At 68.0% G+C, this 19,832-nt stretch carries 10 protein-coding genes; 1 reads left to right on the forward strand and 9 read right to left on the reverse strand.

Annotation, left to right across the window (positions count from 1 at the left end; translation table 11 throughout):
* Window positions 1-16: 16 nt before the first annotated feature.
* The 9 genes from xylB to FKV23_RS14960 all read right to left on the reverse strand — a co-directional run bounded on the left by xylB (window position 17) and on the right by FKV23_RS14960 (window position 19,168).
* Window positions 17-1,519 carry a xylulokinase gene (gene xylB, locus FKV23_RS14920; protein ID WP_141624574.1) on the reverse strand — a complete coding sequence of 501 codons (1,503 nt, stop codon included), beginning with the start codon at window positions 1,517-1,519 and terminating at the stop codon, window positions 17-19.
* A complete protein-coding gene (locus FKV23_RS14925; RefSeq protein ID WP_341867568.1) occupies window positions 1,516-3,924 on the reverse strand; it encodes a glycoside hydrolase family 95 protein in 2,409 nt (802 codons plus the stop codon). Before FKV23_RS14925 ends, xylB begins: the two co-directional genes overlap by 4 nt.
* A 103-nt stretch (window positions 3,925-4,027) precedes the next feature.
* Complete coding sequence (locus FKV23_RS14930) at window positions 4,028-6,892, reverse strand: TIM-barrel domain-containing protein (protein ID WP_141624575.1); 2,865 nt, start codon at window positions 6,890-6,892, stop codon at window positions 4,028-4,030.
* A 4-nt stretch (window positions 6,893-6,896) separates the two neighbouring features.
* Window positions 6,897-8,594, reverse strand: coding sequence for a DUF5597 domain-containing protein (locus FKV23_RS14935; protein WP_167285284.1), 1,698 nt, complete (start codon window positions 8,592-8,594; stop codon window positions 6,897-6,899).
* Window positions 8,595-8,605: 11 nt separating this feature from the next.
* Complete coding sequence (locus tag FKV23_RS14940) at window positions 8,606-10,546, reverse strand: sialate O-acetylesterase (RefSeq protein WP_141624576.1); 1,941 nt, start codon at window positions 10,544-10,546, stop codon at window positions 8,606-8,608.
* Window positions 10,539-12,500 (reverse strand): glycoside hydrolase family 2 TIM barrel-domain containing protein, encoded by a 1,962-nt coding sequence (locus FKV23_RS14945; protein WP_141624577.1) that lies wholly within the window; start codon window positions 12,498-12,500, stop codon window positions 10,539-10,541. The genes FKV23_RS14940 and FKV23_RS14945 overlap by 8 nt, the downstream gene beginning before the upstream one ends.
* A complete protein-coding gene (locus tag FKV23_RS14950) occupies window positions 12,497-14,716 on the reverse strand; it encodes a sialidase family protein (RefSeq protein ID WP_141624578.1) in 2,220 nt (739 codons plus the stop codon). The genes FKV23_RS14945 and FKV23_RS14950 overlap by 4 nt, the downstream gene beginning before the upstream one ends.
* A 163-nt stretch (window positions 14,717-14,879) precedes the next feature.
* A complete protein-coding gene (locus tag FKV23_RS14955; protein WP_141624579.1) occupies window positions 14,880-17,855 on the reverse strand; it encodes a TonB-dependent receptor in 2,976 nt (991 codons plus the stop codon).
* Window positions 17,856-18,190: 335 nt separating this feature from the next.
* Complete coding sequence (locus FKV23_RS14960; RefSeq protein ID WP_141624580.1) at window positions 18,191-19,168, reverse strand: LysR substrate-binding domain-containing protein; 978 nt, start codon at window positions 19,166-19,168, stop codon at window positions 18,191-18,193.
* A 288-nt stretch (window positions 19,169-19,456) separates the two neighbouring features.
* Here FKV23_RS14960 and FKV23_RS14965 point away from each other — a divergent pair, with 288 nt between their 5' ends.
* Window positions 19,457-19,831, forward strand: coding sequence for an SDR family NAD(P)-dependent oxidoreductase (locus FKV23_RS14965; RefSeq protein WP_141624581.1), 375 nt, complete (start codon window positions 19,457-19,459; stop codon window positions 19,829-19,831).
* Window position 19,832 lies beyond the last annotated feature (1 nt).

Raw genomic sequence — 19,832 nt, forward strand, 5'->3', positions numbered from 1 at the left:
ATGGAATCCATCGCTCCTACGCGGGCGCGGGGCGGTACAACGGCGCGACCGCATCGAGGTGTTGCAGGAACCGTTGGTACGGGGCGCGATAGGCGGCGACGCGGGCCGGATCGGGCGTGGCCGCCTGCGTCGGATCGACGGCAACGTGTTCGGCGACGAGCTCGGGCAACGACGTCGCATCGCCCTGGGCATGGCCCAGCGCCCATAGCGCCTGCAGCGCGGCACCGAACGCGGCGCCTTCGGCCTGCTTCGGCACATCGACCGGCAGCGCGAACACATCGGCGACCATCTGCCGCCACGCCGCGCTGTTGGCGCCGCCGCCGGTCAGCACGATGCGCTCGAAGCGCATGCCGGCGGCAACAAACGCATCGAAGCCGTACTTGAGGCTGTAGGTCGCCCCTTCCATCGCGGCGCGGTACAGGTGGGCCGGACTCATGTTGTGCGGATCCAGCCCGGCCAGCACGCCCTTGCCGCGCGGCAGGTCGGGGGTGCGCTCGCCACTGAGGAAGGGCAGCATCACCAGGCCATCGGCGCCGGGCGGCGTGGCGTGCAGGTGGGCATCGCCGTCGCGGGTGCTGAAGCCGAACAGCCGCGCGACCTGTTCGGTGGCCACGGTGCAGTTCATCGTGCAGATCAGCGGCAGCCAGCCGCCGGTGGACGAGCAGAACGCGGCCCAGGCGCCGGTGTCGGACACCACCGGGGTATCGCTGTAGGCGAACAGCGTGCCCGAGGTGCCCAGGCTCATCGCCAGCCGGCCTTCGGTCACGCAGCCGGTGCCGATGGCGGCCATCATGTTGTCGCCACCACCCACGGCCACCTTCGCGGTGGCCGGCAGGCCCAGTTCGTTGGCGATGCCGGGCGAAATCGTGAACACCGCATCGTGCGCCACCAGCGGCGGCAGGCAGGCCGACAGGTCGCGGTCGGGATCGGTCGCCTTGAGCAGGTCGCTCGACCAGGTTCTGGTGCGCACGTCGAGCCAGCCGGTGCCGGAAGCATCGCCGTGTTCCATCCAGCGCTGGCCGGTGAGCACGAAGTTCAGGTAGTCGTGCGGCAGCAGGATCGTGGCGAGCCTGGCGTAGGCATCGGCGCGATGCCGTTTCGTCCACGGCAGCTTGGAGGCGGTGTAGCCGGCCAGGATCGGGTTGCCGGCCAGTGCGATCGTGCGCGACGGACCGCCGAGCGCATCCATGATCTGCCCGCACTCGGCGCTGGTGCTGGTGTCGTTCCACAGCTTGGCCGGGGCCAGCACCTGGCCGGCGGCATCGAGCGGAACGAAACCGTGCTGCTGGCCGGACACCGCCAGCGCCTCGATGCGGGCGCGCACGTCGGCATCGAAACGATCGAAACAGGCCTTCATCGCGTGCACCCAGTCCGACGGGTGCTGCTCGCGACTGCCGTCCTCGCGGCTGTCCAGTTCCAGCGGCGCGCTGGCGGATGCGACCACCTCGCGCGTGGCGCCGTCGTAGACCACCACCTTGACGCTCTGCGTGCCTGCGTCGATGCCGGCGACCAGGCTCATGCGCGCACCAGCCTGTCCCCGTCGGCCACCAGCACCGCCGATTCGCCGGCCGCGAGGGAAAGCGCCAACGCCTGCCCGCGATGGACGACTTCGTAATCGCCGCCCTTGTCGCTGCGCAAGGTCGCGCGCGCCAGCCTGCCGCCGCGCCACGACAGGTCGAGTCCGGCCGCGTTGCGCACGCGCACGCCGTGCAGTTCGCCATCGGGCCATGCGTCCGGCAGCGCGGGCAGCAGGAAGATCGCACCGCCCCAGCTCTGCACCAGCATCTCGGTGATGCCGGCGGTGCCGCCGAAGTTGCCGTCGATCTGGAACGGCGGGTGCGCATCGAACAGGTTCGGATAGGTGCGCTGCGGCGACAACAGCATTTCCAGCACGCGGTAGGCGCGACGCGGATCGCGCAGCCGCGCCCACAGGTTCAGGCGCCAGCCGATGCCCCAGCCGGTGGCCTCGTCGCCGCGGATCTCCAGCGAGCGCCGTGCGGCCGCCGCAAGTTCCGGTGTATCGCGCAGGTTGATCTGGCTGGACGGATGCAGTGCGTACAGATGCGAGACGTGGCGATGGTCCATCTCCGGCGCCTCCATGTCCCAGTCGTCCTGCCACTCCTGCAGCTGGCCAGCCTTGCCGATGCGGTGCGGCGGCAGCCGTTCGCGCAAGGTTGCGAGCGTGCGCGCGAAATCGGCATCCACGCCCAGCAGCGCCGATGCTTCGATGCACTGCCCGAACAGATCGCGCAGGATCTGCGCGTCCATCGACGGGCCGGCGCAGACCGCCGCGCCGTGCGGGTGCAGGTTCTCCGGCGAGATCGACGGCACGGTGACCATCGCACCGGTGTTCGGATCCTCGACCAGGGTGGCGACGAAAAATTCGGCCGCGCCCTTGAACAGCGGGTAGACGCGGCGCAGGTCGTCGAGGTCGCGGCCGTAGTCCCAGCGGTCCCACAGCTGCTGCAGCAACCAGGCGCCGCCCAGCGGCCACAGGCCCCACTTGGCACCGTCGATCGGCGCGGCTGCGCGCCACAGGTCGGTGTTGTGGTGCACCACCCAGCCCGGCGCATCGTACATGGTGCGCGCGGTGACCGCGCCGCTTTCGGCCAGCTCGCGGATCATGCGCTCCAGCGGCTCGACACATTCGGGCAGCGCGTTGGCCTCGCTGGGCCAGTAGTTCATCTCGGTGTTGATGTTGATCGTGTACTTGCTCTCCCACGGCGGCGCCACCAGGTCGTTCCAGACGCCCTGCAGGTTGGCCGGCTGGCTGCCGGGCCGCGAGCTGGCGATCAGCAGGTAGCGGCCGAACTGGTGGTACAGCGCGGCCAGCGCGGGATCGTTGCCTTCGCGGAAGCGCGCGACGCGTTCGTCGGTCGGCAACGCCGCCGACGCGCTGCTGCCCAGATCCAGGGACACGCGCCGGAACAACGCCCGATGCTCGGCCTGGTGGTCGGCCAGCAGGGCGTCCCAGGATTTTGCGGATGCGGCATCGAGTTGCGTGCGGGTGATCGCCTCAGGATCGCCGGAGACATCGTCGAAGCGCCGGTAGCTGGTGGCCGCGGTCAGCAGCACCAGCACTTCGTCGGCACTCTCGACGGCGATCCGGTTGCCGTCGGCGAACAAGCGCCCGCCGGTGGCGATCACCTTGACCCGCGTGGCGAAGCGCAGACGGCCTTCGATGCCGCGCAGACCGGCATTGCGCCCGGTCAGCAGCAGTTCGCTGCCATCGGCGGCGATTTCGGCGGCGTGCTCGGTGTCCAGGCCGATGCGCAGCCCGAGGAAGCCCTTTTCCTCGCACGCCAGCCGCACCGCGACGCACTGGTCGACCGCCGAGACGATGACCTCGCGCTGGTGCGATCCGCCGCGGCTGCGGAACAGGGTGCGCGCGAGCGCGCCATCGAGGTCCAGCTCGCGCCGGTAGTCGTGGAGTTCGGTGATGTTGCGCACGTCGAGCACGAGGTCGGCGAGCGGCTGATAGGGCATCTGCTTGATCGGCCGGCCCATGATCTTCGCGTCGGCCAGGGCCTCGGCTTCGGCGAAGCGCCCGGCGAACACCAGGCGCCGCACCTCCGGCAGCGCGGCCAGCGCCTCCGGCGACTCGCCGCGGTACGGACCGCCGGCGTACAAGGTGTCCTCGTTGAGCTGCACGCGTTCGTGCTTGCCCGCGCCCCAGACCATTGCGCCCAGCCGGCCGTTGCCCAGCGGCAGAGCTTCCACCCATTGCGCGGCCGGGCGCGGGTACCACAACCGCAGTGCAGCCCAGTCGGCAGCATCGGTCGCGCGCGGAGGCGCAGGCGATGCCGAGGCCATCGTCGCAGCGGCAGCGTCGCCGATCGCAAGCGCACCCGCCCCCCCGGCCAGCGCGGCGGCGAGCGCGGTCTTCAGCGCGTCCCGCCGCCCGGGATCGAAGCGGGTGCTCATAGCACCCGCTCCGCCGTGGTTCCAGCCATCCGCGAGATCACCATTCCCATCCCCTCGTGAATTGTCCACCGATAGACAATCATCGCGATCAGGGCCGTCGATGTCATTGTGCGGCGCGGGAACGGGCGACCGTGACCGCATTGCCGTCGTAGGCCACTTCGACGTCGGCCGTCGGCTCCAGCGCACCGTTGTCGCCACGCGGGCCATCGATCCAGCGTACGCGGAACTGGCGGTTCGCCAGCATGCCCGGCCAGCTGCCCTGACGCTCGCCGATGGTCAGCTCGCCGCTGGCTTCGTTCCAGGACAACGGGATGCGACTCGACTCGCCGCGCTCGTAGCCATAATTGCGGCCATCGTCCTCGTACAGCGAGAACGTGCCGTCGGCACCGGTATAGACCTCGAACGTGACCGGCGCCTCGCGCTGCTCGTCGACATATTGCTGCACAACGCCGCGCGGCACGATCGAACCGGCCTTGACGAACAGCGGCATGCGCGCCAGCGGCGCCGCAGCGGTCAGGGTCTGGCCACCCTCGTGGCGCTGCCCGGTCTCGAAATCGATCCAGGACGTGCCGGCCGGCAGATAGACCTCACGGCTGGTGGCCTTGAACGTCGTCACCGGGGCGACCAGGAACGCGGGCCCGAACAGGTACTGGTCGTTGATCGATGCCACCTGCGGGTCGTCGCCGAAGTCCATATCCAGCGCACGCAGGATGCTGCCGTCCTTGTGCCAGGTGTCGCCGGCCAGCGTGTAGATGTAGGGCAGCAGCGTGTAGCGCAGCTTCAGGTAGTGCTCGAAGCTGTCGTAGTGGGGCGTGCCGCGGTCGGCGACGTTCCAGATCTCGCGCAGCGGGTATTGGCCATGCGAGCGCATCAGCGGCACAAAGGTGCCGAACTGGAACCAGCGCAGGTTGAGTTCGCGCCACTCCGGCAGGTGCGCCGGGTCGTGGCTCTCGTAGCGGTGCTCGGGCGAGAAGCCGCCAATGTCGAAGGTGTTGTTGGGCACCCCGGCCATTGAACCGTTGACCAGCGCGGCGACCTGCTCGCGCATGTCGTCCCAGCGCGGCACCACGTCGCCGGTCCACAGCGCGGACGCGGTGCGCTGCTGCCCGGCGAAACCCGAGCGGGTCAGGATGAACACGCGCTTGTCCGGGTCGACCTCGCGCGAGCCGCGGTACACGCCCTCGGCGTTGGGCAGCGCGTAGGAGTTGAAGAACTCCACCGACGGCCCGATCGCGGTCGGCGTGGTGCGCGCCTTGCGCTCGCCGATGTCGATGTTGCTGTGCAGGTCCGGCTCGACCGCGTCCAGCCACCAGGCATCGATGCCCTTGCTGTTGAGCTTGTCGTTGATCTGGCGCCAGAAGATGCCCTGCGCTTCCTTCGAATAGGGATCGTAGAACGAGCTCAGGTAACCATCGCCGATCCAGTCGAGCTCGCCGACCTCGATGTTGCGCTTGTACATGAAGCCCTTGGCGTCGAGCTCCTTGAAGTGTTCGGTGGTCGGGTAGAACTTCGGCCAGACCGAGATCATGATCTGCGCGTTGCGGTCGTGCACGTGCTTGATCATGCCCTCCGGGTCGGGAAAGTGCTGCGGGTCGAAGTCGTGCGAGCCCCAGGCGTCCTCTGGCCAGTACGACCAGTCGAGCACGATGTTGTCGATCGGCAGGCCGCGGCGGCGGTACTCGTCGAGCACGTCGGTCAGTTCCTGCTGGGTCTTGTAGCGCTCGCGGCTCTGCCAGAAACCGTAGGCCCATTTCGGCAGCAGCACCGCCTTGCCGGTCAGGCGGCGGTAGCCGGCGATCACGGAGTCGGCGTCGGCACCGGCCACCACGTAGTAGTCGATGACGTTCGCCGCTTCCGACCAGATCGACAGGTCCCGGGCTTCTTCGGCCGGCAGCGGATCGCGCGCCAGCAGCGCGATGTAGGCCGGTTCGATCCGGTCCCATTCCAGCCGGACCTTGCGGCGCTCGCCGGCCTTCAGATCCAGCTCGAACTCGTGGTGCCACGGGTTCCAGTTCTGACGCCAGCGATCCATGACCAGTTCGCCGTCGACGTAGAGCTTTGCGTACTCGCTGTTGTACAGCGAGAAGGTGTGCGTGCCGTCGGCCTTGGCCGCGATCTCGCCTTCCCAGACCACGTCGCTGCGCCCGTCTTCGGCCAGGTTCTTGCCTTCCTCGGGGAAGTTTTCGAGGTTGGCGATGTACTGGTAGTTGATCTCGTCCTCGCGCCGGACGACCTTCACTTCACCATCGACCGCATAGGTTGCGGTCAAAGCGCCCTCGACGCCGTCCTTGTCGTAGAGCGTCAGGGTTTCGAGCAGCGGGCGCAGGCCGCGCGGATCGCCGTAGCGGGTGATCGAGTTGTTGTCCCAGAGGATGCCGTAGTTGCGGCTCGAAGTCAGGAACGGGATCGCGATGTCGATATTGTGCTGCAGCAGTTCGACATTGCGCCCCTTGAGGTTCACCCAGCCCTGCTGATGCATGCCGGTGCCATGGAACGCCTCGTCGTCGGGCGACTCGAAACGCTGGCGGACGCTGTAGTAGGGCTTGCCCTCGAACTCGACCGCTTCAAAGCTCCTCCCGCCCGCGATTTCCGACACCAGCGGATCGCCCGATGCGTCGAAGAACGCAACCTGGCCATCGGCTGTGGATACCTCGGCGGAAACGCCGGCGGCGCTGACGCGCACCTTGCCATCGGCCTCGCTGACTTCGAACGCCGGCGTGTCGCCTTGGCGTGCGACGCGCATCAGGCTTTCGCTGCGATCGAACTTGCCGTCCGCGGCCGCGGTGACGCGGATGATGTGATCGTCGACGACTTGCAGACGAACGGCGGCCGCGCCTTCGGCGGTCGGGCGAACGGTCACACCATCGCCGGAACGCTCCCAGGAGTCCGCCTCCGGGACACCGCAGGCCGCCAATGCCGCCGCCAGTGGCAACACCAGCCAGCGTGCATGGTTGTAGGGGGAGTTCATCGCGTCAGTTCTCCTGTTGCTTTGCATCGAAAGTGGTGCGATAGGTCGCAAGGGTCACGCGCAGCAGTTGCACGGCATCGGAAAAGTTCAGCCCGTAGTCGGTCTGGTCGCCGTTCCAGTTGCGCTGGAATTCCCACTCGCCGTCGACATAGCGGCCTTCCTCGACCCGGTCGTAGATCAGGGCCACGCCTTGGTCGGCCGGATGGATCGTCACCCGTGCATGCACACCGGTGACCAGGAATTCGTCCGGCCCGAGCTCGGCGATCAGCGCGCCGCCGATCGGCTCGGGATTGCCCGGCACCGCGCCCTGGAACCAGAAGTGCGGCAGGCCATAGGCGATGGTCGCGTTCCAACGATCGTTGAGCTTGACGTGCTGCTCGGGAACGCCGGGCTGCTCCGACACGCCACGCAACCTGCCCTCCGACGCCGCCTTGGCGAATTCGCGCATGCCCTGGTTGACCTGCGCGAACGCCAGCGAGAACGGCGCGATGGTCTCCGGCGTGGTGCGCTTCACGCCCAGCGGGTAGTTGCCGTACGGCGTGTAGTCCATGCCGAACGGCACCCAGCCAATGCCGTTGTGGCCGAGCGTGGCGAACAGGTAGCGCGCGTACTCGGGCGCGTTGCCGGTCTCGGCGACGAACAGCGCGTTATCCGGGCGCGCGTAGCGCTCCAGCACCGTGGTATAGCTCACGTACTCGGGCATGTAGATGTCCGGCGCCAGCAGGTCGATGTTCTTTGCGGCGGCCTTGTACACGTCGAGCATGTTGTCGGTCGGTCCACCACTGGCGTACTGCCCCGGCTGGCCGGGGTTGAACGGCCCGCGCAACGCGGCGTTGATGTACATCGGCAGCGGGTACTCGGCCTTGCCGGCCTGCGCCACCTGGTCGATGTAGTGCGCGATATGCCAGGCATGGAAGGTTTCGTCGGCGTCGTCGCCGAACACCTCGCGCCACGTGCCCGGCGATTTGCCCAGGTGCGACAGCAACGCCTCCGGCACCGGCCCTTCGAACACCTGCTGCGCCAGCGGCGAGAAATCGCGCACGCCACCATAGGTACCGGGTTCGTTCTGCGGCTGCACCAGGATCACCGTGCGCTGCGCATCGTTGTCGCGCAGGTGGGCCATCAGCGCGGCAAAGGCCTTCCTGTCGGCCTGCAGCGTGGCCTCGGCATGCGGCGACAGCGAATTCAGCACCGTGCCGTCCTGGCGGACCACGCGCGGGAAACGGTCGTTGTCCAGCTTCACCCAGCGCGGCGCGTAGTTGGGGCCGTTGTTCTTCCAGGTGGCGAACCAGAGCAGGATCAGGCGCTTGTCGTGTTCGCGCGCCTGCTCCAGCAGGTGGTCGACGAAGGAGAAGTCGAACTCGTCCTCGATCGGCTCGATCTGTTCCCACGCAATCGAGACCGACACCGTGTTCGCGCCCAGCGCCTCGATCGCCGGCCATACCTGCTCCAGCGGCGCGGGATAGTTGCTGGAGTTGTGCACCTGGCCGCCGAGGACCAGGAACGGTGCGCCGTCGACCAGCAGCGCGTGCCTGCCGTTGTCGCTGACGAAGCGCGGGATCGGGCGGGCGTCCGGCGCCGATCCATCCTGCGCCGTTGCCGCGCCTCGCGGCTGACAAGCCGCGAGCGCCAGCGCCGCCGCCAGCAGCAGGCAGCCGTACAGGCCACGCATGCCCTTCGCTGCAATCACCGGTCGCGGCATCGCTCCTCCCCTCACCAGTCGTCGCTGCGGAACGGCGACGCGGGCAGGCCGGCCTCGTTGACGAGGTCGGCGCTGGCCGGGTTGTCGCTCCATGCGTAACGCACGGCCACCGGCTTCGCCACTCGTCGGCTGCGCACGATCACGCGGTCGCCGTCGAGCACCGCATCGGCGGCATGGAACACGCCGTCCGCACCGGCCAGCACGAATCCCTGCACGGCATCGCCACCACCGCGCGCCGCCAGCGGTCCGCTGTCGGCCTCGAACACGACCGTCGCCGCTCCGTTCTCGAAACGGGCGCCAGCGAACACCGGACCGGTATGCACCAGCGACTCGCCGTAGGCCACGTGCCGCGCCGCCAGCGCCAGGCGCTTGCCGACGTCCTGCTTGTTGCGCGGATGGATGTCGGCGACATCGCCGACGTCGATCGCCACCACCTGGGCGGTCGCCGGCAGCGACAGCGTGGCCGACTGCGATTCGCGCAGCACCGCCCACGGACTGGCCTGGACCACGCCGTCGGCGACGGTATCGGCGGCGGTGCCGAACGCGGCCAACTGCACCCACAGGAACGGCAGCGCCGGCGCCTGCCATTGCGCGCGCCACTGCCCGATCAGGGCCGGGAACAGCTCGCGGTAACGCATCGCCTGCTCGACCGGCGCCGCGTTCGATTCGCCCTGGTACCAGATCACCCCGCGAATCCCGTACGGCTGCAGCGGGTGGATCATCGCGTTGTACAGCAAGGTGCCGAACTGGTTCTTGTTGTCGTCGACCGCCGACACCACCGCGTTGGCCACGCGGAAGGTCCACGCACCGTCCAGCGCACGCCGCGTGCCGCCCACGGGCTGTACGAACAGTTCCGATCCGGCGCCATGGATGCCGCCGCCGCCACCGGTGTCGGTGACCCGTACCGCGATCTGGTTCACGCCCGCGCGCAGCGCCGATGCCGGCACCGCGTATTCGCGCACCAGGTTGTACTGCTGCGTGGTGGCGCCGACCCGCTGGCCGTTGACATAAGTGACATCGGAATCGTCGACCCGGCCCACGCCCAGCAGCACACCGGCCTTGGCTTCGGCGGCATCGAGCGTGAACGTGGTGCGGTACCAGGCCACGCCGTCCAGGCCGACCCAGCCATTGGATTCCCACAACCCCGGCACCGGGATCGCGACCCAGTCCGAGGCATCGAAATCGGCCGCTTCCCAGCCGCTGTCGTCCGCCGCGTCCGACCAGGCCGACAGCCGGCGCCGGGTCTCCTGCAACGCACGTTCGTCGGCCTCGCGCGCCCGCCGTGCGGCCATGGCCGCGGCGGCCGGATCCAGCCCCAGCGCGGGCGCATCCATCCACGCCTCGATCCGGCTGCCGCCCCAGCTGCTGTCGACGATGCCGATCGGCACGCCGGTGCTGTCACGCAACTCGCGCGCGAAGAAATGCGCGACGGCGGAAAACTGGCCGGCCACGTCCGGCGACGACGCCACCCAGTCGCCGCCGGCCAGCTGCCATTGCGGTTCGCCCGACCACGACTTGGGGACCTTGAAGTGGCGGATCAGCGGATCGGTCGCGCGCGCGATCTCCGCCTCGGCATCGGCCGACTGCGAGATCGGCCATTCCATGTTCGACTGCCCCGAGGCCAGCCACACGTCGCCGACCAGCACGTCGCGCAATTCGCGTGCCGCGCGGCCGTCGTCGATCCGCAGCGTGAACGGACCGCCGGCCTCGCGCGCAGGCAACTCGACGCGCCACGCGCCGTCCGCATCGGCCCGGGCGCGGACGCGATCCCCGTCGAGCGTGACCTCGATCCGCGCGCCGGCGCCGGCGCGGCCCCAGACCTGGATCGGCTGGCCCCGCTGCAACACCATGCCGTCGGCGAAGATGCGCGGCAGCTCGACTGCGTGCGCGACGGTGGCCGCCAGGCCTGCGGCGAGCAGCAGTGCGACGCGGACGAAACGGAATCTAGTCATCGGCATTGTTTTCCTTGCGAGTTGTTTGCGGCGCGGCGGCCTCGGAGCGATAGAAGTCCGCGACCACGTCCCACGCCCGTTTGCGTTCGCCGTGCTCCGACAACAGCCCCTTGCGGTTGAACCCGGCCTGGTACGGATGCATGCGCACCGGCGAGCGGAAATCGGCCAGCACCCAGGGCAGCACGCCCTGCACGAAAGGCAGGCCCCGGATCATCCGGAACTGCTTGCGATAGAACTCGGCCTGGTATTCCTCGTCCCAGTCGCCGGCACGTTCGCCGGCACCGCGGTGCCCGTACTTGGCCTCGGCACCGAATTCCGAGATCAACAGCGGCTTGCCCGGCGGGATCCACTCCACCTGTTCCGGTTCGACCTTCCATGGCGTGTACCAGCCGTAGTAGATGTTGGCGCCGATCACGTCGATCGCCGAAAACAGCGGGTCGTGCATCTCCAGCCGCGCGCCATCGAAGCCGGGGCCGTAGAACGCCGCGGCGATCAGCCGGGTCGGATCCTGCGCGCGCGCCTGTGCGGCCAGCGCTGTCAGCACCGCGTCGCGCGCCGGGCCCGACGCGGTTTCGTTGGCGATGCCCCACATCACCACCGCGGCGCGATTGCGGTCGCGTCCGATCATTTCGGCCAGCATCCGCTGCATCGTGCCGCGCGTGCCGGGATCGTCGAAATCGATGCCCTGGTAGACCGGGATTTCCAGCCACAGCAGGATGCCCATGCGGTCGGCCAGCCGCGAGAACTCCTCGCCGAACGGGTAATGCGAGGCGCGCGCGAAATTGGCGCCCAGCGCCTGCACGTGTTCCAGCAGGCGCCGGTAGTCGTCTTCGGTCGCCGCGCGGCGACCGTCGATTTCCTCGTGCAGGTTGACCCCGCGCAAATACACCGGCTCGCCGTTGAGCAGGATCTTCTCGCCCTGGACCGCGATGCTGCGGAAGCCGATCTCGTCCTCCACCGCATCTCCGGCGGCCGACACCCGCACCCGGTACAGCTTGGGCTGCTGCGGCGACCACAGCTGCAGCGGCGCGTCGAACTCGATCGTGGCGCGGCCCGCGGCATCGGTACGCGCATCGACCGCGAGGCGCAGCTCCGGCAATTCCACCCGCACCGCCACCCCGACCTGCGCGGGTTCGACCTGCACCCAGCCGCGCACCTGCTGCAGCTCGCCGGGCGCAAGCTGCAGGTGGTAATCGCGGACATGGCGCGCCGGCAGTTCCACCAGCTGGACGCTGCGGGTCAGGCCGCCGTAGTTGAACCAGTCGACGCCCGGCGACGGCACCGCGTCGCGGCGGCGGCGATTGTCGACGTGCACCAGCAGCCTGTTTTCGCCCTGCACCAGCTTGTCGGTCAGCTCGAAATGGAACGGCGTGAAGCCGCCCTCGTGGCTGCCGACCGGTTCGCCGTTGAGGAACACGTCAGCGCGGTAATTGGCCGCGCCGAAATGCACGAACAGCCGCCGCCCCTGCCGCCGCAGCCGTTCGATGTCGACATCGAACGGCCGGCGATACCAGACCGATCCTTCCAGCCAGTGCAGCTCCGGGTGCTGGGTGTTGAAGTCGCCCGGCACCTGCAGGGTGAAGGCATCGTCGAACCCGTATTCGTAGAACTCGTCGGGCCGCTGCGGCGTGCGATCGCGCCAGGCCGCCTTCCATTCGCCGATGCCGGAACCGTGGGCATCGATCATGGCCTGCCAGCGCCCGTCCAGCGATTGCGTCCGCCGGCCCGCGACGTTGGCGATCGGCGGCGGCATCGCACTCAGCGCGTCGTCCAGAAGGATCGGTTGCGGCGGCGATTCGGCCGGCGCTGCGTCGCCTGCGGCGGGCACCGGACGGTAGCCCTCGCCGGCCGCGTTGCCGGCGGCGGGCGGTTGCACGGGTTCGGCCGCCTGCACCGGAGCGGTGGGCAAGGCGAATGCCGTCCAGACGAGAATGGCGGCAACGATCGTCCTCATTGCGGATCTCCGTACCAGATGCCGCGGCCTTCGGTACCGAAGTACACCCGGCCATGCAGGCGCGGGTCGCCGGTGACATGGCGGACGATGCCGCCGAAGCGCTGCGCGTCGTGATCGATCCGGCGCCAGCGCCTGCCACTGTCGTCGGAACGATACAACCCGCGCACGCCGCCGACCTCGCCGAACACGAACAGCACCGGCGGATCGCCGTCCTTCGCCGGCCGGCCCAGGCCCACCGACATCGCGTTGTCCACGCCCGGCACCCGCGCCAGCCTGCCCGGCGACAGATGCAGCAGGCCACGCCATGCGGCCGCGATCCAGGCCTCGGCGGCGCGTTGCGGATGCGGCCGGATCTCGGCGCGGTGCCCGTCGCCGACTTCGCCGACCGCGGCCTGCACCTGCTGGAACGACACGCCGCCGTTGCCGCTGACGTACAGCGTGCCGCTGGCGGCATCGAAGCCGTAGTAGATGCCCTCGTCTACCTTGTCGGCCTCGACCACCGCATCCTTCGGCAAGCCCTGCACCGCCTGCCAGCGCCCACCCATGTCCGCGGTCAGCCAGTGGCGCTCGCCATTGCGCGGCTTCCAGATCGCACGCTTGCCGTCTGCCGCCAGCGTGATGTGGCCCGCGCCATCGCCGTCTGGCGGCTCGTTCGCGAACGCCGTCCACGTGCGGCCGCCATCGTTCGACCATGCGCCACGCACTGCGCCATCCGGGTGGTTGTGGAAGTAACCGGTACGCACCATCACCTGCGGCACCTGCCCGGCAAAGGCAAGACTCTCGGTGTTCGAGAAGCGCACGCCGGCAAAGCGTTGCTGCGACACGTCAAGGCTGTCGTGGACGAAGCCGTCGATGTCGCCGATGCCGCTGACCAGATGCGCGCCCTGCGGCGGGCTGGCCAGCGCCAGCGGCACGGTTTCCTCGAATCCGTCCTGCTCGAAGCGCCACTGCAAGCTCTCACCGCGATCGAACGCGCGCGCGTTGCGCGAGGCCCACACACCGTAGCCGGTGACGAACCACACACGGTCGGAATCGTGCGGATCGATCTCGATATCGGCCATCCAGTGCGGCTTGGCATCTTCAGTCCAAGGCGCGTTCGAGCGGTCGAACGACGAGCCCGGCAGCATCTCTTTCCAGGTGCGACCGCCATCGATGCTGCGATAGATGTCGTCGTGCGGCTGGTGGCGGCGGAAGGTGGACGCGACGATGACATCCGCATCGTTCGCATCCACCGCCACCGCGCCCCAACCGAAGCCCTGCCCGGACGTGCTGCTGGATTGCGGAGCCGGTGTGATCTCCTCCCAACCGCCATCGGCAGGATCGAAACGCCAGACCGCACCGTCAGCCATGTTGTTCGGCCCCGGTTCGTCGCCGTAGCTCAACAGCCAGCGCCCGCGCGCATCGCGCACCATGTGGCTGGGCCGCAGGCCGGCCGGCTGGCCAGGCACGGCATGCCAGCTGGCGCCGCCGTCGTGCGAATGGTACAGGCTGGTGTCATTGGTCGACACGCCGGCATAGATCGTGCGGCTCGCCGACCCGCGCGCGCCACTGTCCGGGTCGAACACCACGAAAGCAATGCCGACCGGCCGCAGCTCGCGCGAGCCCATCGCCCATGCCGAACGCGACTTCGCGACCGCGGGAAACCCGGACACTTCCTTCCAGCTGGCACCGGCATCGTCGCTGCGCCACAGGCCGCGCGCGCGCGTGCCGAACAACAGCACGCGACCGTCGTTGGGATCGACCGCGAGGCGTTCGCCGTTTCCGCGGCCCTGTTCGTTGCCGCCCAGTTTGAACGGCAGCGCGGTGCGCTCGAACGTCGCGCCGCGGTCGCTAGAACGCAGAATCGCGCCATCCTGTCCGCGCTCGTGCAGGTAGGTGCCGACGGCAAGATAGACGCGCGACGGGTCGGACGGATCCAGCGCCAGGCTCTCGACGCCGAAGCGACCATGGTCGTCGTAGCCCATCCAGTCCATCAGCGGCCGCCAGCGATGCTCTTCCGGCAGCCAGCGATAGGCGCCGCCGATGTCGGTGCGTGCATACATCAGGCCGGGTTCGGAAGGGTGGAATACCAGCCCGGTGACGAATCCACCGCCGCCGATGGCGACGTTGCGCCAGCGATACTCCGGGCCGTCGGCAGCCATCGCGCCTGCACCCAGCCCTTCCGCCAACCCAATCAGCAGGGCGAGCAATACGGCGGCCGGGCGAAGCTTGTGCATCGGTTTCTCCCTTTGATTGGAGAGCCGGTGCGCCATGCAGTGAAGCACACCATGGTGAGGCGGCCCATGGTGAGCCGCGGGCCGCCCTGCGGCTTGCCTGTCCCGGCACGGGCGGAAACCGCCGGAACGGCCGGGAGGAGCACCGCTCCTCCCGACGATCGGGTCAGAACGTGAGGCGCACCGTCGCGGCGTAGCGCCTGTCATTGACATACCAGGAGGTGGGGCGACTGCCGGCACCGTTCTGATCCATGATCGTGCGCTGCTCGGCGTTGTTGAGGTTGTTCATCTCCAGGCCGATCTGCATGTTGTCCGAGATCCGGTAGAAGATCGAACCATCCAGCTGCCCGTACGCGTCGCTGTACACCGGAAGTTTCCAGGGAACGGCTACGCCATCGAGGTTGTCGTTGGTGCCGTTGTAGCCGTTTGCGCCGACCCCAAGCAGGTACTGGCTGCGCCAGTTGTAGGCGAGGCGGATCTGCCAAGGCCCCTTCTCGTAGAAGGTGGCCACGTTGTAGGAGTTCTTGGACAGGCCGTCGGCCGGCAGAGCGCCGAACGTCGAGCCGTCGGTATCGACCGGCAACGCATCCACTTCGGCCGGTATCCTGGTCGAACTGTCGATGTAGGTGTAGTTCGCCGAAATACCGAGGCCGTCCAGAGGCGCCGGCAGGAAATCGAAGAACTGGGTCCAACCGATCTCCGCGCCCTGGATACGTGCCTTGCCGGTGTTGATGGTCTGCGTGACCAGGTAGTCGTATTCGTTGCCGTCGGCGCCCGGGAAGGGCAGCAGACGCGACTGCCTGCGGAAATAGTCCTTGACGTCCTTGTGGAAGAAGTTGACCCAGGCCATGCCGCCTTTGTCCGGATCGAAGTACCACTCCAGCGACAGGTCGAACTGGTTGGCCTTCATCGGCTTCAGGTAGGGGTTGTTGGTGGAACCGCTGGTCAACACCAGGTCGGTGATCGGCAGCACCTGATTCGGGTTGTCCGGGTCCAGCGTGACGCCGTCCCGCAGGCCGACGCTCAAGACCCGATAGGCCTGCATGTCGCTGAAGGCCGGTCGGGCGATGGCCTTGGAAGCGGCGAAACGCACGATCAGGTTGTCGACCGGTTCCCAGCGGACGTTCAGGCTGGGCAGCACGTCGGTGTAGGCATTGCTGGCCGAGATCGGCTCCGATTCGCCGGCACCCAGATACGGCGCATAGGCGACGTTCGGGAACACCAGGAACCCATCGGCGGAATTCCTGGTGCGCACCGCGCGCACGCCGAAGTTGCCGTCCAGGCGGAGGTTGTCCAGGGCGAAATCGAGCATCGCGTAGGCGGCTGTGGTCTTCTCGCTCTGTTCGTTGCGCCACTGCGGATCCTGCAGGTCCCGCGGCGTGATCTGCCCAAAGCAGCACAGGTAGTACGGGGTCGCGGCGCCATGGATGTCCAGGTAGCTGCCCGGGAAGCCAAGGGCCGTCGCCAGGATCGGCGCGAAGAAGGTACCCGGCGTGTTGGCGTCGCCGCGGTAGAAGTTGTTGAAGGTGTTCTGGTGGACCAGGCTGGAGTTGACCGTGCCGTCGAGGTCCAGTCCCGGCAGCGGCTGGTCGCCCGGCAGGGCCCACCACTGCATCCAGGGCTGGAAGACCGGTTGCCAGTCGTAGCCGCTATCGACGGTGGTGGCGCTGCGGTCGGTCAGGCGCACGCCGAACCTGAGCGCCCTGAAGACGCCGCTGTCGAAGCTGTGCTTGAGGTCGGCGCGCCAGGCCAGCTGGTCGGCCTCGTTGTCGTCCCGATGGTCCATGGTGAAACCCCAGTAATAATTGGCGGGGTTTCCGGTGAACTGCGGATCGATACCGATGGATGGCCGGCCGCCGCTGAGGTCGACGTCGATATAGGGCACGTTGATGCCCAGCGCCACCGTGGAATCCAGGGTGTTGGTACTGGACTTGATGTACTGCAGGTCGGTGGACAGCTTGGTTCTTTCGCTGAATGTCCAATTCAGGCCGAACGAGAGATCGGTGGTCTCGGATTTGCGGTGAGACGCACGGATGTCGGTGCCCATGGGGATATCCCCAGGCTGGACGAGCCGTCCCGAGCGGAACACGTTGCCGTCCAGCTCGTAGGGCTGGCTTGCATCGAGCCTCACCTGGGTGGGGTCGTTGCCGACGAAGATGGCGTCCTCGTACCAGAGCTCGTCGTATCGGCTCTGGAACGCGGTGGTGAACAGTTCGAGGTTCTCGTTGGGCCGCCACTGCAGGGCGAGATAGGCGCCCTGGCGTTCGCGCTCGTATTCCAGCGTGCGCCAGTCGGCGCCGCGCGGCAGCCAGAGTCGCTCGTTGACGCCGTCTCCATCCAGGTCGTTGTTGGCGGTCTCGAAGAACGGCCGCACGAACATGCCGTCGGTGCGGGTGGCCAGTTCCGAATGCGCCACGTCGACCAGAATGCCGAAGTCGCCGGCATCGGTTTCCCAGCGGTTGCTGAACAGGATGGAGCCGGAGGGTTTCACCTTGTCGGCGAAGTCGCCCTTGTTCGCACTGAAGGACATGCCGAACCTGCTGCCTTCGAAGTCGAAGGGCATGAACGTACGCAGATCGACGGTGCCGCCCAGGCCACCCTCGATCATGTCGGCCTTCTGGTTCTTGTAGACATCGACGCCGGCCATCAGTTCGGATGGCACGTCCTGGAAGCTCAGGCTGCGGCCACCGGAGGCGGAGAAGCTGTCGCGTCCGTTCAACTCGGAACGCACCTGGGTCAGGCCACGGACCTGCACGCCGCTGCCTTCGGCCGAGAAGTGCTCGGGATCGCCCACCGACAGGAAGCGGTCGATGGTCACGCCCGGGATGCGCGACAGGGTTTCGGTGACGCTGCGGTCGGGCAGCGCGCCGATGTCCAGAGCAGTGACCGAGTCGACGAAGGTGTCGGCGTCACGCTTGATGTCCTGGGCCCTGTATACGGAACCGCGGATTCCTGCGACGACCACCCTGTCCAGCTCGACGGCCCGATCCTCGTCCGGCGGGGACGCCTCGTTCTGCTGGGCGTAGGCCGGCACCGACAGTATCAGGGCGACGCCCAGGGCCAGGGCAGTGGGTTGCAGTTTGCGGTCGACATGACGACCCGCACGATGGGCCGCCGCGTGGCGGCTCTGAAGCGTCGACATGATTGTTCCCTCCCAGGACACATGGCAAACGATCGAAGTTGTGGTCCCGGCCCTGGCGTCTGCGCGCCTTCGTGCCGGGGGTGCGCGGGGCGATGGGCAACCGTTGGCTGCGCCGGTGGGCATCGCCCTCGCCTCTCCCTGGATCGGATCCGCCGGTCCGCCCTTCCCCGGAGGGGTGGGGTCAGCCGCCGTGCCCGAGCTGTGGTGCTCCCCGGATCGCTGTTGCCTGCGTATATCCAGGCTCATGCGACCGTGCCGGCAGCCTATGACAGCGCAGTCATTACATGCAAATGAAAATTTAGCCGCGATCTATTCCCGAAGCGAATACTAATCCGTCATCCCTGGCCCATCCCCGCACCGTCACCCACCGACGGGTAGAGGCTCCGGGCAGTGGCGCGCAGGGCCTCCAGCACCCGCTCCGCTCCGGGTGAGAGCAACTGGTCGCGGCGGCGGATGATGCCGAAGAACTCCATGCGCACACCCAGCTCGATCGGAAGCGCGCACATCTGCCCGGTCTGCAGGTAGGGCGCCACCGATTCACTCGGCAATGCGGTCAGCAGGTCGCTGTGGCGCAACAGATGGATGATGATCGGCAACGAGGAGGTTTCCACGATGTTCTGCGGCAGCGGCAGACCATGTTCCAGGAACATCGCATCCAGACGCGAACGCAGCACGCTGGCCGTCGGCGGCAGGATCCAGCCGTACTCGGCCAGGTCGGCATGGTCGACCCGGTCACGACAGGCCAACGGATGCCCGCCCCGCACGATGACTGAATGAGGCTCGTCGGCCAGGGGTTCGAAGACCAGTTCCGCCGCGCCCTCCGACTCCATGATCCGGCCGACGACGATGTCCAGCTGGCCGTCCAGCAGCTTGGCCACCAGCGGGCGGCTGTAATCCATCTCCACCTTGATCAGGATGTCGGGAAAGTCGCTCTTGACCGCCGCGATGGCCTGCGGGACCAGGTTGGTGCCGGGGTTGACCACGGTGCCGATGGTGGCCTGGCCCATGCGACCGCTGCGCAGCGCCGCGATCTCATCGTGCGCGCGGCCGAGCTCCGACAGCGCCGAGCGCGCACGGCGGATCAGCACCTGTCCGTACCAGGTGGGCTCCACGCCCCGGGCATGACGCTCAAACAGCGGCACGCCCAGCAGCCCCTCCATTTCGGCCAGCAACTTGGAAGCCGCCGGTTGACTCATGTTGGCCGCCTCGGCGGCGCGCAGCACGGAGCGCTGCTCGTACAGATGCAGCAGCAGCAGCAGATGGCGGGTCTTCAGGCGCGCGGCGCCGAACCAGCCGGTGGTGGGTTGGATCATGTGTCGTCTCCGCCGAACACGAGCTATTCGGACCAGGAATAGAATATGACAAAAATTTCATTTGTCGTGCATAGATGCTCACGTAAGGCTATGCCACGCTTCCATTCAGGGGACGGGCGGCGCGCAGCGCCCCCGCCACCGCAGTGGCGGGGCGACGGACCGGCACAAAGCCAGCGACAGGCCCGCGTCAACTGATTCGCAACAGGGAGAAGAACCCATGACGCCACCGCAGCAGGACAGCCCACGCGCCGCCGCCACGCCATTCACCGCCCCCGGGAAAACGCACGCGTGAGCGGCCGCCTGTCGGGCAAGGTCGCGCTGGTCCCCGGCGCCGCCAGCGGCATCGACGCTGCCATCGCGCGGCTGTTCGCACGCAAGGGTGCGCAGGTGGTCGGTCTGGACCGGCAACCGTCGCCCATCGGCGACGATGGCGTAGTGCACACACTTGTCGATATCACCGACCGCGCTGCCGTGGACGCGGCGGTGCTGGCCGCGCTGGCGGCCCACGGCGGCATCGACGTGCTGGTGAACAACGCCGGTGCGGACCTGTTCGCCGACCCGCTGGCACTTTCCGACGATGATTGGGAACGCTGCCTGTCGGTAAACCTCAACGCCACCGACATCCTGATCGACGGCGGCCGCTCTCAGGTCTGCCACGACTGAT

It is taken from the genome of Lysobacter alkalisoli, assembly GCF_006547045.1.
Classification (GTDB): domain Bacteria; phylum Pseudomonadota; class Gammaproteobacteria; order Xanthomonadales; family Xanthomonadaceae; genus Marilutibacter; species Marilutibacter alkalisoli.

Coding starts and splice junctions, on each gene's coding strand:
- FKV23_RS14950 (WP_141624578.1), bottom strand. CDS start 14,716: ATGCACAAGCTTCGCCCGGCCGCCGTATTGCTCGCCCTGCTGATTGGG.
- FKV23_RS14930 (WP_141624575.1), bottom strand. CDS start 6,892: ATGAACTCCCCCTACAACCATGCACGCTGGCTGGTGTTGCCACTGGCG.
- xylB (WP_141624574.1), bottom strand. CDS start 1,519: ATGAGCCTGGTCGCCGGCATCGACGCAGGCACGCAGAGCGTCAAGGTG.
- FKV23_RS14935 (WP_167285284.1), bottom strand. CDS start 8,594: ATGCCGCGACCGGTGATTGCAGCGAAGGGCATGCGTGGCCTGTACGGC.
- FKV23_RS14960 (WP_141624580.1), bottom strand. CDS start 19,168: ATGATCCAACCCACCACCGGCTGGTTCGGCGCCGCGCGCCTGAAGACC.
- FKV23_RS14945 (WP_141624577.1), bottom strand. CDS start 12,500: ATGAGGACGATCGTTGCCGCCATTCTCGTCTGGACGGCATTCGCCTTG.
- FKV23_RS14925 (WP_341867568.1), bottom strand. CDS start 3,924: ATGAGCACCCGCTTCGATCCCGGGCGGCGGGACGCGCTGAAGACCGCG.
- FKV23_RS14940 (WP_141624576.1), bottom strand. CDS start 10,546: ATGACTAGATTCCGTTTCGTCCGCGTCGCACTGCTGCTCGCCGCAGGC.
- FKV23_RS14955 (WP_141624579.1), bottom strand. CDS start 17,855: ATGTCGACGCTTCAGAGCCGCCACGCGGCGGCCCATCGTGCGGGTCGT.